The sequence below is a fragment of the Cyclobacterium lianum genome (assembly GCF_900143075.1).
In the GTDB taxonomy this organism is placed as follows: Bacteria; Bacteroidota; Bacteroidia; order Cytophagales; family Cyclobacteriaceae; genus Cyclobacterium; species Cyclobacterium lianum.
This window is the reverse complement of sequence record NZ_FRCY01000008.1, coordinates 48,289-64,774: the sequence shown is the minus strand read 5'-3', so window position 1 is coordinate 64,774 and position 16,486 is coordinate 48,289. Positions and strand designations below refer to the sequence as shown.

Below are 16,486 nucleotides of genomic sequence, written 5' to 3'. Positions count from 1 at the left end.
AAATGACCTACTCCGTCGTCATGAAATTTACCCCCCACCCTTTTTTGCTTTACCTGCTGGTGTTCCCTTTTCTATCAGAGGCACAAAAGGTTTATAGCGACCAGGTCTTTGAAGAAAATATTCAGACGGTACAACTCTTTCCTGCCTCAGGCGACTTCTCGGCACAGATGAGCTCACCCGTTATCGCCCTCAGGAGCCCTGTACCACTGGTGCTTCAGTTTGATGATATTGCCTATGAAGCAGACAGATATTCGGCCAAGATCATCCATTGCAACGCGGACTGGACCCGCTCCGGATTGCGGGATGCAGATTACCTGGAACAATACAACGAATTCAATGTAGATAACTACGAATACAGTATAAATACCAGGGTACCCTACATCCACTATACTTTTCAAATCCCAGGTGTGAGCCGCAGCGGAAACTACATCATCAAAGTGTATCGTGGCCGGGATGAGTCGAATACATTATTTACACGTCGCTTTATGGTATATGACAATCAACTTGCGGTAGGAGCTTCAGTGGTACCACCCAGTAAAAATGAAGATCGGAGAACCGCCCAGCAAATCAATGTAAATGTCAGTTTCAGCAACCGGGAACTTATCGATCCCCTGAACAGCACCACATTGGTGATCCGGCAAAATCAAAGATGGGACAATGCGATTGTAGGGTTGAAGTACAACAATATCCGCGAAGATCTCAAACAGCTTCAATATCAATTATTTGATGGCAGCAATACATTCGAAGCCGGAAATGAATTCCGATTTGTAGACCTGCGGTACGTCCGGACGAGAGGAAGGAATATTGCTGCCGTGCGCATGGAAGAGGACGTGGTATTTGCGGAGGCGGGAGAAGACCAACCCCGGAAGGGACAGAGCTACCTGGAATATTTGGATATCAATGGCCAATACGGAATTTTCAACGTAGAACGGCAAAACCACGAACTGGAAAGTGAATATGTTTTGCTAACCTTTAATCTGGAATCTGCACCCTTATCCAGCCCGCCGGTCGTATTAGGCGCTTTGAGCAACTGGGGAAAAAACCCGAATGCCAAAATGGTGTATGACCAGGCCACAGGAAGGTACCAGGCCACCTTGTTTTTAAAACAAGGCTGGTACGACTACCAATATGCAGTCCGCGGCGATTCGGGCTGGAAGCCGGAACCTTTTGAAGGTAACCATTTCCAGACAGAAAATGAATATGAAGTGTTTTTCTATTACCGGGATATGGGTTCCCGCTACGACGAATTGATCGGATATACCATACTCAACCCGAACAAGCGCCGGTTTTGAGCAAAAAGCATAAAAAAACCCGGGTCTAACCGGGTTTTTTTTTAATCAATCATTTTCTTCTTCCGAGCTACTGCTATTCCCCTCAGCCCGCTCGTCATTTTTCCTCGGCTCATGGGATTGTGAGCGGTAAGGGACAAAACCTTCTCTCTTGAATTTATAGGGTTCTGTACGCTGGCTCGGCATATTGTTGGCCAGGTCGAGCATGCCAAAACCCTTGTGGGTAAATGCTCCAAGGCCACATTTGAATACAAAATCCTGTACCTCTCCTGCCGCATATAAGGTGAAGGGAAGTGTATAGCCCCGAACCTCATATTTCACGTCCATATCATAAACGGAGTAGATTCTCGCAAACTTTTTCTGCTGTTCCCGCAATTTGTTGACGTAGTTCATGTCGGGTACTACCTGAAACTTGTAGAATGATTCCATTTGCTCCTGGTCATACCAGCCCGATTTTTCCATTCTGGTCAAAGTTGACTCATACAGAAGATCTGAAAACTCATCCGTATCGGGATTGATAAACCTCTTACCAGACTCATCATCAAAAGTCGGTGTCAGCAATACCAGCGGAGAAATACAAACGAACTTGTTGGAGGTCTCCAGGGGCGGTTCAATTTCTTTTTCGGTGTACTCCGGGGACAAAATCAGATTTCCCAACTCAATTTTCGGGGTTTTGAATACCTGTTCCAACAAGTAATCGATAAAGGCTTCATCCGGAGCGGATACAACGAGGGTGACTAAGCTGGAGTAATAATGCAACCCACTCCTACTTACTTTGGTTTGACCTTTCAAACCAGAGAAGTTAAAGTAATTGTAGTTAAAAAACTCCTCTTGCCCACCTTTTACGATCAAGCCCTTAAGAAATTGAGCAAGGATGTACTGGTGGTGAAAAGGTAAGTAAGCACCTTTGTTTTTTAAGGAAAATATTAATCTAATTCTCACGACGTTAAAAATGAAAAGTTAAACAATGATTAAATACATCAATTTACAGAATAAACTAATTTATGGGTAAATAAGTTGCAACAAACTTAACAATAATATTTCAATATGTTTATACATTGAAGCGAAAATGCATGATATCTCCGTCACAAACTACATATTCTTTACCTTCAACTGCAATTTTCCCGTTTTCACGGCAAATTGCTTCCGTCTTGAACTGTTCGTAATCCTTCAATTTGATCACCTCTGCTTTGATAAATCCTTTTTCAAAATCAGTATGTATCACTCCCGCTGCTGCTGGTGCCTTCCACCCTTTCCTGATGGTCCATGCCCTCACCTCCTGAACTCCGGCAGTGAAGTAAGTGATCAGATTCAGTAACTTATACGCAGCTCCAATCAAACGGTTTAAGCCGCTCTCTTCCAGACCATATTCACCCAAAAACATCTGTTTCTCTTCTTCATCATCAAACTCGGCGATCTGGGCCTCCAGCGCTGCGCATAGCATGATCACTTCGGCATGCTCTTTCCCTACCTCCATTTTGAGCTGATCTACATGCTTGTTGCCAGTTTGGATGCTCTCCTCGTCCACATTGGCCACATATAGTACAGGCTTTATGGTCAGCAGATGAATATCCCTGATGGCTTCCAGGTCATCTTCGTCTGCATCTACTGCCCTGGCATTCTGGCCAGCTTTCAGGGCCTCCCTGAATTTTTGAAGGCTTTCCATGGCCTTCCTGGCTTTGGCATCCCCACTTTTGGCTACTTTCTCCAAACGCAGGATTTTCTTATCCACAGATTCCAGATCCTTCAATTGTAGTTCCGTATCAATGACTTCCTTATCGAATACCGGATCTACCGACCCAGCCACATGAACGACATTGGGATCTTCAAAACAGCGAATTACATGGATAATGGCATCCACTTCCCGAATATTTGCCAGAAACTTATTCCCCAGGCCTTCCCCACGGCTTGCGCCTTTCACCAGACCTGCGATGTCTACAAATTCTATAACCGTGGGAACCACCTTCTGCGGATTTACCAGGCTTTCCAATACCTGCAATCTGTTGTCCGGAACCGTTACCACGCCTACATTAGGCTCTATGGTACAAAAAGGAAAATTTGCTGCTTCTGCTTTTGCACTTGATATTGCGTTGAATAAAGTTGACTTCCCTACGTTTGGCAAGCCAACAATCCCACATTTTAATCCCATGAATGTTAAATCTTGTCTATTTTAAATATTCTGTATTCTTTATACCCTTTGTACAATTCCTTAATCGAAACCCTGAAAATGGTATAAACGGGTATGGCAAAGATCATTCCCAGCACCCCGGCAATTTTTGCACCCACAAAGATAATCACAAATATTTCTAGCGGATGGGCTTTCACCGATTTCGAAAAAATAAAAGGCTGCAATATCACATTGTCACTCAACTGAACTATCGAAAACACCGCCAGAATCTTAATCAGGAAAAAATATATCTCACTGGCCGCATTGAATTCTCCGGTAGAAAGTCCCACCAGCACACCAAAGGTAGCTCCCAGTATTGGGCCGGCATAAGGTATCAGATTTGCCACTGCGGCAAATACCGCAATGGTCATGGCATACTCTATATTGGCAATGGTAAGCCCAATCGAAGCGATGGAAAAGATAACCGACATTTGGATCAATAAGCCCAGCAGGTAGTTGGAAAGCAATCGCTCGACCTTGTGAAAAGTAGCAACCGACAATTCAAAGTACTTATTGGGTATAAAATTCATCAGATTTCTGCGCAACAGTCCATTTTCAAGGAGCAGAAAAAACGTGATGAAACCAACTGCAAGTATTCCGATAAAAAAGCTACTGGTAGCAGAAATTACGCGGTTGATGAATCCTTGAAAATTTACTTCATTCAGGCTGCTGATCAGGTTTTCGCGTACCAGGTTGATCAGGTAGCCGGGTTCGTTGTCAATCAGGTTCAACTGTATGAGTATGGCTTCGAAGTTGTCTATGGGTCGCTGTATCTGGTCATACAGGTAATTGATGTCCAGATCCTTTAACAGTTCTATTTGCGAGCGGAGCAGGGGTGTAAAGAGCAGTATCAATAAAAAGACTACCGAAAGGATTGCCAGAAAGGACAGCAAAATGGCCATCGACCGGGGAATGTGTTGTCCCCAGACATACAGGTTGTTGATTTTATTCGTCAGTGGACGAAGTGCCGCAGCCAAAACCATGGAAAAGACGAAATACAAGCTGATATCTGAAAAATACCAACCCAGCAAAAATACAAGTGTGGTAAAAATAATCGCTGTGAGGACTACCTTGAACATATTTCAAAAATAACAAAAAAACGAATCCGGTAAATGCACCTGAGCAACTCAGCTACATTTCCCCAATTCGTTAACATTCATAGCGCAATATATTTTTACAGCTTTCGCCAAAAGCGAGGGCTTCCGGATCGCTCAATCCCACTTCAGATCCTCTCCAAATTTGTTATTATCATTATTAGATTCGGAAGGTTCCGGCTCGGTATCAAACTGTGAGAAGTCAAAATCTGCCATCAAATCATTTTTTACGTGATCTACAGCATCCTGAAGGGCTTCTACGAATTTTGCGAAATCTTCTTTGTACAAGAAAATCTTATGTTTCTCGTAAATAAAGTTATCATCTTTAATCTTCCTTTTGCTCTCCGTGATGGTCAGGTAGTAATCGTTGGACCGGGTAGCTTTCACGTCAAAAAAATAGGTCCTTTTTCCAGCCTTCACCCTTTTGGTGAAAATCTCATCTCTTTCGTAATCTTTGTTATTTTCCACTATCCGAACATTTATTTTTTTAAAAATGAATTTAATGCCAAGTTAAACCAATTCAAGCATCAAATTCAAGTTATTGAACGTTTTTTTTTAGAAAATTTGGGATATTGTTCAAATTACCTATTGGAAAAGACAGTTTTATGAGTATAAAAAACGGCGAAAGCTACCTATATGGCTATTCTCCATGCAGAAATTGCTTTTTGGCCAACAACTCTTCTTCAGACTCCCTGTGATCCGGATCGTCAACACAGCAGTCTACCGGACAGACCGCCGCACACTGTGGTTCCTCATGAAATCCCGTACATTCTGTACATTTCTGCGTTACTATGTAATAAAATTCATCGGAAACCGGCTCCTGTTTCTCATCTCCACTCACGACTGTTCCGTCTTCCAGGGTGACTTCCTTGAGTTCCGTACCTCCACCCCAGGTCCACTCTATACCGCCCTCATAAATGGCAGTATTGGGACATTCAGGTTCACATGCACCACAATTGATGCACTCATCGGTTATCATGATTGCCATTTTTCTTCTTTTTTGTTTGTTTGCAAAACTACTAACCAAAATACAATCTCACAAGTAAAATAATTCCAGTTAGCGTAAAATAAAATCCATACATTAATTGTTGTGCTAACTATTTTACCAGAAATAAAACCCTCAATCCACGACATTTTTTTATCTTTGGAGCTCATTTCACTTATATAACAGCCCTCCATTATGCAGGGATCCATCCTATGAATCTCAACCAAAAAATAAACCTTATATCCGACTGGCAGCAATGCATCATTAACACCCCGGAAGCGGAAAAATTCAATTTATTTGACCGCATGCGGCATCAGAATAGCTGGTTTACGCCAGATCAGTCGGCTTTGGCATTGGAAGGGATCATCAATTACCTTGATCCCGAAAAAATCAGGCCCTGGTTGTCACAATACGATTTATCCGATGCAATGTCTGAGCCGAGGAACATCGGCATCGTCATGGCAGGAAATATCCCGGGAGTAGGCTTTCATGATCTGCTTTGTGTATTGCTTTCCGGGCACCATGCAAAAATCAAACTTTCTTCCTCAGACAATGTGATGATCCCCTGGCTGAGAGCGCGTCTCAGAGATGTTTCTGAATCATGGGCACAGACCATTTCATTTGAAGAAAGGCTAAATGGAATGGATGCCTATATCGCCACAGGCAGTGATAATTCAGCCCGGTATTTCGATTATTACTTTGGGAGGTACCCCCATATTATCCGCAAAAACCGAACAGCAGTTGCTATTTTGGATGGGCAGGAATGCCCTGAGGACTGGGATTTGCTCGCAAAGGACATTTTTCAATATTTTGGCCTGGGCTGCAGGAATGTTTCCAAAATATACGTACCCGGGGAGTCTTCATTGATTGCTTTTCTGGAAGGAATGGATACTGCACATCAGGTAATAGAACACCACAAATACCTGAACAATTATGAATACAACAAGTCTAAGCTGCTGGTGAATAGGACAGCCCACCTGGATAACGGACATTTATTGCTGGAAGAAAGCCAGCAATTCGTGTCGCCCATTGCGGTGGTCTACTACGAATATTATTCCGATGTGAAGGCACTAGAAAAACAATTGACAGAAGCAGCAGACAAAATACAGTGCCTGGTATCCAGAAATGCCTGGTTTGAAGGTAGCATTCCTATGGGAAAAGCCCAGCGCCCGGAAGTATATGACTATGCCGACAAAGTAGATACGATGGCCTTTTTATCAAACCTTGAAAAGGAAATCCGCAAGCGTGCCGCCGACCCTCAAAAACACGGCTAACTTTTTTAAATCCAGTATAAATAAGTATATAAATTCAGCAAAAGGTCCGGAAAATGGCTTGTTTTCTTATCTTTGCCGCTTCATTGAATTTTCTACAATCAACAGTATAACTTCATTATCGATGGTTTTTGATATAGATATGATCAAGTCGGTTTACGCTGCTTTTCCGGAGCGTATAGCCGCAGCCAGGAAGGCGGTAGGCAGGCCGCTCACACTCACCGAAAAAATCCTCTATGCCCACCTTTCCGAAGGTGAAGCAAGCCAGAGGCATGAAAGGGGAATCTCCTATGTAGATTTCAAACCAGATCGGGTAGCCATGCAGGACGCTACGGCCCAAATGGCATTATTGCAATTCATGCAGGCAGGGAGGGCAAAGGTGGCGGTGCCCTCTACTGTCCACTGTGATCATCTCATTCAGGCAGAAGTGGGCGCAAACCCGGATCTGGCCAAAGCAAAAGATAAAAATCGGGAAGTATATGATTTTCTGTCTTCCGTATCAAATAAATATGGTTTGGGTTTCTGGAAGCCCGGTGCGGGGATTATTCACCAGGTGGTGCTGGAAAATTATGCCTTTCCTGGCGGAATGATGATCGGAACCGATTCACATACGCCAAACGCCGGAGGGCTGGGGATGGTAGCTATAGGTGTAGGTGGGGCAGATGCCTGTGATGTAATGGCTGGATTGCCCTGGGAGTTGAAGTTCCCTAAGCTAATCGGCGTGAAGCTGACCGGCAAGCTTTCTGGATGGACTTCTGCCAAAGATGTGATACTCAAGGTAGCAGGCATACTCACGGTAAAAGGCGGCACAGGCTGCATTGTGGAGTACTTTGGAGAAGGGGCTCGCTCCCTCTCTGCTACGGGAAAAGGCACTATCTGTAACATGGGTGCTGAGATCGGCGCGACGACTTCCATCTTTGGGTATGATGAAAAATCTGAAGCCTATCTGAGGGGAACAGACCGCTCCGAAGTGGCAGATCTGGCCAATGGCATCAAGGAACACCTTACAGGAGACCCTGAGGTCTATGCGGACCCTGAGGAATATTTCAATGAAATCATCGAGATCAATCTTTCAGAACTGGAACCACATGTCAATGGACCCTTTACTCCTGACCTGGCCTGGCCGCTTTCAAAATTTGCCGATGCGGTCAAGGAAAACAACTGGCCTCAAAAGCTGGAAGTTGGCCTGATTGGCTCTTGTACCAACTCTTCCTATGAGGATATTTCCCGTGCAGCCTCCCTGGCACGACAGGCAGTGGACAAAAAACTGAAAGCCAAATCAGAATACACCATTACTCCCGGATCTGAACAGGTCCGTTACACCGTAGAAAGAGACGGGTTTCTCGGCGTCTTTGAAAATATGGGGGGAGTGGTACTGGCCAATGCCTGTGGCCCGTGTATCGGTCAATGGGCAAGGCATGGTGCTGAGAAACAGGAAAAAAATTCCATCATTACTTCTTTTAACCGTAATTTTGCCAAAAGAGCCGATGGAAATCCAAATACTCACTCTTTTGTAGCTTCACCAGAGCTGGTCACCGCCATGGCTATCGCGGGAGACCTTACCTTTAACCCCATGACGGACACCCTAACCAATGAAGAAGGTCAGCAGGTAAAATTGGAGGAACCGGCAGGATTGGAGCTTCCCGTAAAAGGTTTTGCCGTAGAAGATGCAGGATATCAGGAACCTGCAGCAGATGGTTCGGAGGTCATCGTCCAGGTAGCGCCAGATTCCGAACGCCTGCAATTGCTGGAACCCTTCCAGCCCTGGGAGGGAACAGACCTTACAGGATTAAAACTATTGATCAAGGCAAAAGGCAAATGTACTACAGACCATATTTCCATGGCAGGACCATGGCTGAGATTCAGGGGGCACCTGGATAACATTTCCAATAACCTGTTGATTGGTGCAGTAAACTTTTTCAACGATGCCACCAACAAGGTTAAAAACCAGTTGGATGGCAGCTATGGTGAAGTGCCGGCTGTACAGCGGCAATACAAGCTGCACAATATAGGTACTGTAGTCGTCGGAGATGAAAATTATGGTGAGGGGTCCTCACGGGAGCATGCTGCAATGGAACCCCGTTTTCTAGGTGTCAGGGCAATTTTGGTGAAGTCTTTTGCAAGAATCCATGAAACCAATCTGAAAAAGCAAGGGATGCTGGCACTGACCTTTGACAATCCGGCTGATTATGACCTGATTCAGGAAGATGACTCGCTGGACATTATTGGTCTGGATACCTTCGCTCCCGGTAAAGCCCTGCTCGTTATTTGCCATCATGCTGACGGAAGCAAGGACGAAATCAAGGTCAATCATACCTATAATGCGGGGCAAATCAGGTGGTTTAAAGCCGGATCAGCACTCAATCTGGTAAAAGAAAATGCCATTTGAAACTTGCAGTAAACCTTCATGCTATAAAAAAGCTCAGAACTACGGTCCTGAGCTTTTTTTATACACCGCCGGCAAGTTTGTCTCTACTCAGCGGTGCCGGAAAAATGCCTGATTTTTTCAGATGGTCACAGCTCCAGGTATTGGTCGAGTAAATCCATGGAAGGATCTTTTTCCCGGACTTCCTTAAGCAGTCTTTCAGCCATCTCCTTTTCCCCTTTTTTGTAATAATAGATTCCCTTATTTCTGAGGGCATACAGATTGCTGCTGTTTTGTTTGAGGCTGAAGTTGATGTCTTTCAGGCCCTCTTCCAGATTGCCCAGGTACAACTGGTACAATCCCCTGTTATTGTAGTAGAAAGGATCGTCTTTTTCCAGGGCAATGGCTTTTTCTACCTGCTCGAGTGCCTGTACGTAGTCCGCTTCCTCAAAATGCAGCAGCGATAGCAGGTTGTAAATTGCGCTGTGCTCCGGGTTTATTGCTTTGGCCTTTGACAGATTACGTTTGCCTTCCTCCCATTCTTCAAGGTGATAATTGATGGTAGCCAGATTGATGTATAGCTCTGCATTTTCCGGATCCAGCTCCAGGGATTTTTTAAACGCTTCTTTCGCTGCATCATGTTCTTTCAGGGCTGCCAGGGTCAAACCAAGTATGAAATGGGCCTGTGCATCATTTTCGTCCATGGCCAGTAAGGTCCTGGCATTTTCTACTGCCTTGTAATTTTCGCCGAAATCCAGGTACGCCATAGTTCTTTGAATGTGCGCGTCCCGATAATTATTGTCGATCTCAATCGCCTGGCTATAGTCTGCAATGGCCTCCGGATATTTCAACTGTCGGTGCCAGGCCATCCCTCTGTTAAAGAACGCATCTTTAAACGCAGGATCAATGGTAATGGCCTCATCATAATAGGAAATGGCTCCTTTGGTATTGCCTTCCTTTAGCTCGTTATTGCCCTTCAATAAAAACCTCCCTTTTTTGTCCGTTTTTGTATCGCAGGACAGCACACTGACCAGGCTGCAAATAAAAATCGCCTTCAACACATGATTCATTTTTTCTCCCTTTTAAATATCGGTTCGACTTCCTCCTCTCCAAACAAATAAGCAAAGGGTTTGGTGCTATCTTTAAGTTCAAAAATTCTTTTTAAAATAGCCAGGGAGGGAATGATCAGGATCATACCGATGACGCCCCAGATAGCACCTCCGATAAGCAAACCCAGGAAAGTGACCAGGGCATTTAAGTTGACATTACCCCCTACAATTTTTGGGGTAAGGAAATTACTTTCTACAAGCTGTATCACGGTAAAGCTAATCAGCACCATCAGGGGGTAAAACAGACTATTCATCGTCAAAAATGAGAAAATAAAGGGCAAAATCGCTCCCATAAAAGGCCCGAGATATGGAATGATATTGAGTAAAGCGGCAAAAAGACCGAAAAAAATGGCATGTTTCACGCCTATCGCATAAAGGGCTGCTGTATTGAGAACGGCAAGGATACCCATTACCTTGATCATCCCAATGATGTAATACTGAACGACTTTTCTGAGATCTCTTATTTTTGACTTTACCTCTCCCTCATCTTGTTCTGCAAAAAACCTGGCAATAAAATTCCCCAAATGGTCCCTGTAAAGCAACATAAAGAAAATGAATACAGGTAAAAGTATCACGCCGGTCAATGAACCCACGGTATTTAACAGAAAATTAGCGACCGTTTCGCTGTTGGATTCAAGTAATTCGAAGAGCTGCGATTTATCTATACCGTCTCTGATACCCAGGTTGGCACCAAACCATTCGCTAGCCAGTTGATCCAGATCTGCCAGGTACTGGTTTAATCTGCCGGAAACATCCTCAAAGTCTTTCGTAAAACTCTTAACCTGCAAGATCACCAACACTATCAATCCTACGATGGCTGCAAGAGATGTCAACAATGCCACCAATGCTGCAAGGGGGCGGGGTACCTTTCTTGATTCCATCCAGGTACAGGCCGGAATCAATAGCATAGCCATATACCCTCCCAGCATCAGGGGTATAAGCAAGCTCCTGCCCATAATTAGTATAAACACGATTACAATTAACAGCAGCAAAATCGTAAGTGCCCTTAGGTGACCAGGAAGTTTTAATTCTGTCATATTACTTTCGATTTGGAACAGTTATTGTACAATTTATAAACAAATAAGGAAATTATTTTTCACTAAAACCAATAAAATCATGTCTACTAACTTAAAATTAAAAGGAAACTGGAACGAACTGAAAGGCAAATTAAAAGCCAAATATGGAGAATTAACCGATGATGACCTGGCATATGCTGAGGGACAGGAAGATCAATTGATCGGCAGACTTCAGAAGAAGACAGGGGCAGCAAAAGAGGACCTCGAAAAAATGCTATTCGCGGAGGAAGATCGAAGATAATATGAAAAGATTGCGCAATAAATAAAAAAGCACCGGTACTAGGTACCGGTGCTTTTTTTTTATTGCCCCTGGCTTCCACCCATTGATCTTACATTTGCTGCTTTGTCCATCTCCTCATGAAGCTGTACGCCTCCTTTTATGCCAAAGTCCAGAGTGCGGATCGGGAATGGAATCATGATGTCGTTGGCATCGAAGGCCTTTTTTATATTTTTTATTGCCTGATTTTTGGCGCTGATGTAGGCCCGGTTCTCTCTCGAATATTCCAGCCAGATATTGACCGAAAAATCTATTGAACTATCCCCAAATCCCTTCCAGAAAAGACTTACGTCCTCGTTGGCAATCCTGCCTGGCACGTCTCTGACCGCTTCCAGGGCGATCCGTTCCACTTTTTCAAGATCCTCGCCATAGCTTACCCCAACATCCACGCGGATACGCCGCCTGCCTTCCTCCGTATAATTGGTAAAATTTTCCTGAAAAAGAAACCGGTTGGGAACGTACACCATGGGACCATCGAAGGTCTTGACCTTAGTAACCCGCAGGTTTATGTCCACGACGTTTCCCATAACACCATCGTGCGTTTCAATCACATCTCCAATCGCGTAGGGCTGCTGAAAGGTAATGTAAATTCCGGACATAAAATTGGCCGCCGTGTCCTGAAATGCAAACCCTAGTGCAAGCCCTATAATTCCCAGTCCCGCGAGAATCGACGTTACTGTGCCGGTAAGGTTCAATATGGACAAGGACATCATGATCCCAGCTACCAGAATACCCAAAAAAATCAACCTGCTCAAAAACCCACTAATGGTTTCATCGAAATGAACTTTCATCAATTGCTTTTTGGAAAATCGCTCTATATAGCGCGCCACAAATAGAAAAATGAAAAAAATCACGATAGCCATAGCAAGATTTGGCAGATAGGCGACGAAAGAAGTTAGCCATTGCTCAAGTTTGTCTACTAATGTCTGGATAAGTTTTGAAGCTTCCATTTGCTGTCTTTATTTAAAAGCGATGAATGAATTCCGATGTCCGAAACGGCAAGGTAGCAAAAAAATGAAAAACGGCACATCTGGTCGGATATCCAAACGAGGTCTGTCGGAGATAACTTGCCGCTCAAATCAGCATTCTGAATTTTATACTGAGCTGATCGAGCAGCGAAAAATTATTGCTGTACCTATGCGTTTCATTCTTCCTGATTTTTTCTACGAGGTGAAGGGCCTTATGATAATTCTCTAATTCCAGGTAGGTAAGTGCCAGGTAAAAATCCAACTCTTCATGAAAATCATCCGATCCTGTATGATCCCTTATCTCACCAAGTTGCTCAAGGTAAGCCAAAGATGCCCGGGCTGAATCCAGTTCAAGCGCAGCGTTTCCCAGCAAAAGTAGCTCAGTGGCACTTAATCGCTCTCTTTCTCTCCCGGCAATGGCCTGAAACATTTGCCTGAATTCTCCCTGAATGAAAAGTGATTCCAATAGATTTTCCTGTGTCGACAAAGTCCAATCGGCGGCGATTTCGTAAGAAATATACCTGGCTTCATAGACTGATGGACCGTCGTTTCGTAACACATAAATGGTAAACAAGAAGAGGCACGTGATGGAAACGGCCGCAATAATTTTCAACCAGAATATAACCGGCATTTTCTTCTTTTCAATCCCCGGCGTAGCAATGCCTGTAAAATTCTTATTTTCCAACTTCTCCTGAATGAACTCCTGCTGAACCCGCCTGATGGTTTCTTTATTCCCATTCATTTTGACAGCCCGAATCGTAAACTCGATTAATTCAAGCCGTTCTTGCAATTCCTTATCATGAGCCTTTTCTTTTTCAAAGATAGACCTGTCCTCCTCACCTAAAGTCCCATTCAGGTAATTCAGCATAAACCGATTATTGAATTTATTTCCCATCGTCAATTGCCTTTCTTACCAGATTGCAAGCATGTTTGTTTTCTGAAAGCTGAGCTGTCAGTTTTATCATGCACCTATCTATATCCTCCCTGACGAGCAGCTCACTGCCATAATCCATTTCTACTGCTATCTCCTTCAGGGATAGGCTTTCGAAATGGTAAAGCATCAATATCTTTTTGCATTTGTTACCCAGCTTTTCGTACAAGGCATTGATCAGCTGGTAGCCTTTTATTTCCGCAAGGGAACGAGCAACATCACCGTTCCCTGATTGGGTCATATCCGGACCGGGGTCTGCAGATCTCTTTTCACTCTTGCGATCTGCCAGAGTGCCGGCCCAGAGATTTCGATTGACTCTTTCCAAAACAGGCCCGACAGCAGATCCCTTACTAAATTTTCCGGTTTCTACCATGTTTAAAAATACCAACATACTTTTTTGAATGGTTTCTGCGGCCTCTGCTTCGCTGCCCTGATTGTCGAGTATATAGCCCTGCAGGGATTGATAATAGCCTATATACAATTGTCGTATTGCTGCTCTTTTTTGTTTCTCCTGAGATAATTCCTCCAGGATTTCCTCGTCTGTCCAAAATTTTCGAACATTCATTAGTGGTTTTGTTTTATTTGATTGCAAAGTTAACCAATACGAGGCAGTCTAAGGAAAAAACAAGCCAATTGTAAAGCCGAAACCCGGATGTTCTCACCATACTAAGGCAAACAGCGCCATTTCAAATAGTGGAAATAAGTATGTTACATTTTAAATTTTTATTCCGAACTTTAGTGGAACCTTAAATTTAAAACCGATGAAAACCTACAAATTTGCCACCGCCCTTCTGTTTTTCCTGACCTATACCTTTTTCGCTCAGGCTCAAACGAGCATGGAAGAATTTATGGCCAAATGGGAAAACAGCCGTGCCTTTACCCTTGAAGCCATTTCGACGATGCCCGATGAGTTGCTGGACTACAAACCACACGAATCAGCCATGTCCTTCAAGGAGCAGATCAACCATATAGGGAGTGCCATGGCTTCGATTTGCCAGGGATTTTTGCTTGGCGAAGAAATGGGCTTCGACCATAAGGCTTCACCACAAAGCAAGGAAGAAATGACCGCTTTTATCAATCAGTGCTATGATTATGGTAAAAAAACAATACTATCTCTCAGTCAGAAAGATCTGGAAGCAGAAATCGACTCTTTTGCCGGCAAAATTACCCGACGACAAATGGTTGGCCTGGTGGATGACCACACCACCCACCACAGGGGTGCTGCCATTTCCTATATTCGCGCCAATGGCATTCAACCTCCGGCATTCAGGGGATTATAGTCTAATTGCAGACCCTATCTTTCAGATGAATATTCAACAACATTTACAGCGCAACCGGATTGGCATGACTTGCCATTGGAACGGAGTTGTAATAATTTTAAAGTCGCTGCATTTAAAAAATGGCGGGTCAAATCTGGCCATGCCCATTTTTTCATCATACCACTCATTGATAAAACCAAAGCATTTTTAAAAGTGTTCCTTTATGTCAGAATTACTACTGCTATTTTAGTCATTAAGCCGCTTAATCAGAGCTAAAACTTAACAGCCTGCTTTTTGGCTTTGCCGGTTAATGATTTCCAGGGTTAAAAAAAATACCGAAACCAGAGGAACGGAATTTTATTTTATTAAATTGGTAGGGGGTAGTGTAATACTTGGGAAAATTTACCAGGATACCATTCAAATTAAAAAGGCTTTTTAAAGGGAATGAAAAATAATAACAAGTTGACGGGAGTCAAAGAGATCGCCAGATTAGCTGATGTTTCCATCGCTACCGTTGACAGGGTTCTTCACAATCGTCCCGGGGTATCTGCAAAGACAAAATCCAAAATTGAGGCTATTATCAAGCAGCTCAATTACAGTCCGAATATCTTAGCCAGCAGGCTGGCCTCCGGCAAGATATTTCACCTGGCAGTATTGATACCCAAAAGTTCGGACAGAACCGATTTCTGGGATGCTCCACTTAAAGGAATCGAGAGAGCAGCAGAAGAAATCAGCCGATATGGGGTCCGCGTAGCTTACTATTTTTTTGATCTAAACAATGAAGATTCTTTCGTATCGTCTGCTGACAGTATCCTGAAAGAAAAAAAACTGGATGGGGTTTTGATGGCCCCTTCGTTTGTTTCAAAATCTATACGATTCGTTCAGCGATGTAAGGAAAAGAAAATACCTTTTGTTTTTATTGATAGCAATGTCGAAGAGGCGGAGAGTCTTTCGTATATCGGCCCTCCCCTCTTCGAAAGTGGATTTCTCGGGGCCCGTCTGTGCGTCCTTGGCATGCATCGCTCGGACAAAGTATTGTTTGTCACTATCTCGCGGGAAGGCAGTAGCTACAATTATTCCAGAATTGAGGCTGGCTTCAAATTTTTTTTTTTTGAGAATGATCTACACCACGAGATGATAAAACTGGATATTGAAGACACCGAAAGAAACTCGGTATTTTCAAACCTTGAGAAGGCTTTTTCCAAATATCCGGACATAGAAGCGATTTTTGTAACCAATTCAAGGGTTTTTTCAGTAGCCCAATTTCTGGAATTGAAAAATTATTCGAAAATTCATCTGGTTGGATATGATTTTTCCCAGGAAAATCAGAAATACCTGAAAAAGGGGATGATCAATTTTTTGATCTGCCACAAACCCGAAGAACAAGGCTACAAGGGACTGATGAGCCTGTACCATCACCTGGCCCTCAAATTAAAAGTAGATCAGACCTATTATATGCCAATCGATATCGTCACCAGAGAGAACCAGGATTTTTACCGGTGAGCGGATTTTTACTTCTCAAATATTCGGTTGTGCGATTTAGTCATCGGCTTCATCGTTTTCGGGTGAAGAATGGCCGTTCACCGTTATTCGGCAAAACCATGATAGGAGGTCTCGGGATTAAATCAGAGATCGCTCCGAAAGCAGTGAGAAAACCGGTTTATGAATAGCGAAATTATGGTTGAAGCCCAAAAA

At 43.6% G+C, this 16,486-nt stretch carries 17 protein-coding genes; 6 read left to right on the top strand and 11 right to left on the bottom strand.

Annotated elements, in window-relative coordinates:
* Positions 1-2: 2 nt before the first annotated feature.
* Positions 3-1,292 (top strand): type IX secretion system plug protein, encoded by a 1,290-nt coding sequence (locus BUB19_RS13995; protein ID WP_245802854.1) that lies wholly within the window; start codon positions 3-5, stop codon positions 1,290-1,292.
* Positions 1,293-1,337: 45 nt separating this feature from the next.
* Here BUB19_RS13995 and cas6 read toward each other — a convergent pair whose 3' ends face one another.
* The 6 genes from cas6 to BUB19_RS13965 form a co-directional block, all read right to left on the bottom strand.
* Positions 1,338-2,231 carry a CRISPR-associated endoribonuclease Cas6 gene (gene cas6 / locus BUB19_RS13990; RefSeq protein WP_073095194.1) on the bottom strand — a complete coding sequence of 298 codons (894 nt, stop codon included), beginning with the start codon at positions 2,229-2,231 and terminating at the stop codon, positions 1,338-1,340.
* Between the two features lie 109 nt (positions 2,232-2,340).
* Positions 2,341-3,438 (bottom strand): redox-regulated ATPase YchF, encoded by a 1,098-nt coding sequence (gene ychF, locus BUB19_RS13985; protein ID WP_073095193.1) that lies wholly within the window; start codon positions 3,436-3,438, stop codon positions 2,341-2,343.
* Positions 3,439-3,443: 5 nt separating this feature from the next.
* Positions 3,444-4,535: an AI-2E family transporter gene (locus BUB19_RS13980; protein WP_073095192.1), complete on the bottom strand. Its 1,092-nt coding sequence runs from the start codon at positions 4,533-4,535 to the stop codon at positions 3,444-3,446.
* A 132-nt stretch (positions 4,536-4,667) separates the two neighbouring features.
* Entirely contained in the window at positions 4,668-5,018 is a 351-nt protein-coding gene (locus BUB19_RS13975; RefSeq protein ID WP_073095191.1) for a DUF3276 family protein, read from the bottom strand.
* 172 nt (positions 5,019-5,190) lie between these two features.
* On the bottom strand, positions 5,191-5,538 hold the full coding sequence (locus tag BUB19_RS13970; protein ID WP_073095190.1) for a 4Fe-4S binding protein: 348 nt from the start codon (positions 5,536-5,538) through the stop codon (positions 5,191-5,193).
* A complete protein-coding gene (locus BUB19_RS13965) occupies positions 5,526-5,705 on the bottom strand; it encodes a hypothetical protein (RefSeq protein ID WP_143156042.1) in 180 nt (59 codons plus the stop codon). Before BUB19_RS13965 ends, BUB19_RS13970 begins: the two co-directional genes overlap by 13 nt.
* Positions 5,706-5,747: 42 nt before the next feature.
* Here BUB19_RS13965 and BUB19_RS13960 point away from each other — a divergent pair, with 42 nt between their 5' ends.
* The gene (locus BUB19_RS13960) at positions 5,748-6,809 is read left to right on the top strand and encodes an aldehyde dehydrogenase family protein (protein ID WP_073095188.1); all 1,062 of its coding nucleotides are present in this window, start codon (positions 5,748-5,750) and stop codon (positions 6,807-6,809) included.
* A gap of 121 nt (positions 6,810-6,930) precedes the next feature.
* On the top strand, positions 6,931-9,195 hold the full coding sequence (locus BUB19_RS13955) for an aconitate hydratase (RefSeq protein WP_073095187.1): 2,265 nt from the start codon (positions 6,931-6,933) through the stop codon (positions 9,193-9,195).
* Between the two features lie 125 nt (positions 9,196-9,320).
* Here the strand turns inward: BUB19_RS13955 and BUB19_RS13950 are convergent, their stop codons facing one another.
* Together BUB19_RS13950 and BUB19_RS13945 are read right to left on the bottom strand one after the other, a co-directional pair.
* Positions 9,321-10,241 (bottom strand): tetratricopeptide repeat protein, encoded by a 921-nt coding sequence (locus tag BUB19_RS13950; protein WP_073095186.1) that lies wholly within the window; start codon positions 10,239-10,241, stop codon positions 9,321-9,323.
* Positions 10,238-11,317, bottom strand: coding sequence for an AI-2E family transporter (locus BUB19_RS13945; protein ID WP_073095185.1), 1,080 nt, complete (start codon positions 11,315-11,317; stop codon positions 10,238-10,240). The genes BUB19_RS13950 and BUB19_RS13945 overlap by 4 nt, the downstream gene beginning before the upstream one ends.
* Before the next feature lie 79 nt (positions 11,318-11,396).
* Here BUB19_RS13945 and BUB19_RS13940 point away from each other — a divergent pair, with 79 nt between their 5' ends.
* Entirely contained in the window at positions 11,397-11,597 is a 201-nt protein-coding gene (locus BUB19_RS13940) for a CsbD family protein (RefSeq protein ID WP_073095184.1), read from the top strand.
* A 59-nt stretch (positions 11,598-11,656) separates the two neighbouring features.
* Here the strand turns inward: BUB19_RS13940 and BUB19_RS13935 are convergent, their stop codons facing one another.
* From BUB19_RS13935 to BUB19_RS13925, 3 genes are all read right to left on the bottom strand, one after another.
* The gene (locus BUB19_RS13935; RefSeq protein WP_073095183.1) at positions 11,657-12,583 is read right to left on the bottom strand and encodes a mechanosensitive ion channel family protein; all 927 of its coding nucleotides are present in this window, start codon (positions 12,581-12,583) and stop codon (positions 11,657-11,659) included.
* Between the two features lie 124 nt (positions 12,584-12,707).
* Positions 12,708-13,469 carry a hypothetical protein gene (locus BUB19_RS13930; protein ID WP_143156041.1) on the bottom strand — a complete coding sequence of 254 codons (762 nt, stop codon included), beginning with the start codon at positions 13,467-13,469 and terminating at the stop codon, positions 12,708-12,710.
* Between the two features lie 16 nt (positions 13,470-13,485).
* On the bottom strand, positions 13,486-14,097 hold the full coding sequence (locus BUB19_RS13925; RefSeq protein ID WP_073095181.1) for an RNA polymerase sigma factor: 612 nt from the start codon (positions 14,095-14,097) through the stop codon (positions 13,486-13,488).
* Between the two features lie 196 nt (positions 14,098-14,293).
* Between BUB19_RS13925 and BUB19_RS13920 the strand changes: the two genes are divergently transcribed.
* Positions 14,294-14,812: a DinB family protein gene (locus BUB19_RS13920; protein ID WP_073095180.1), complete on the top strand. Its 519-nt coding sequence runs from the start codon at positions 14,294-14,296 to the stop codon at positions 14,810-14,812.
* A 423-nt stretch (positions 14,813-15,235) separates the two neighbouring features.
* Positions 15,236-16,294: a LacI family DNA-binding transcriptional regulator gene (locus BUB19_RS13915; RefSeq protein WP_073095179.1), complete on the top strand. Its 1,059-nt coding sequence runs from the start codon at positions 15,236-15,238 to the stop codon at positions 16,292-16,294.
* The last annotated feature ends 192 nt before the right edge of the window (positions 16,295-16,486 follow it).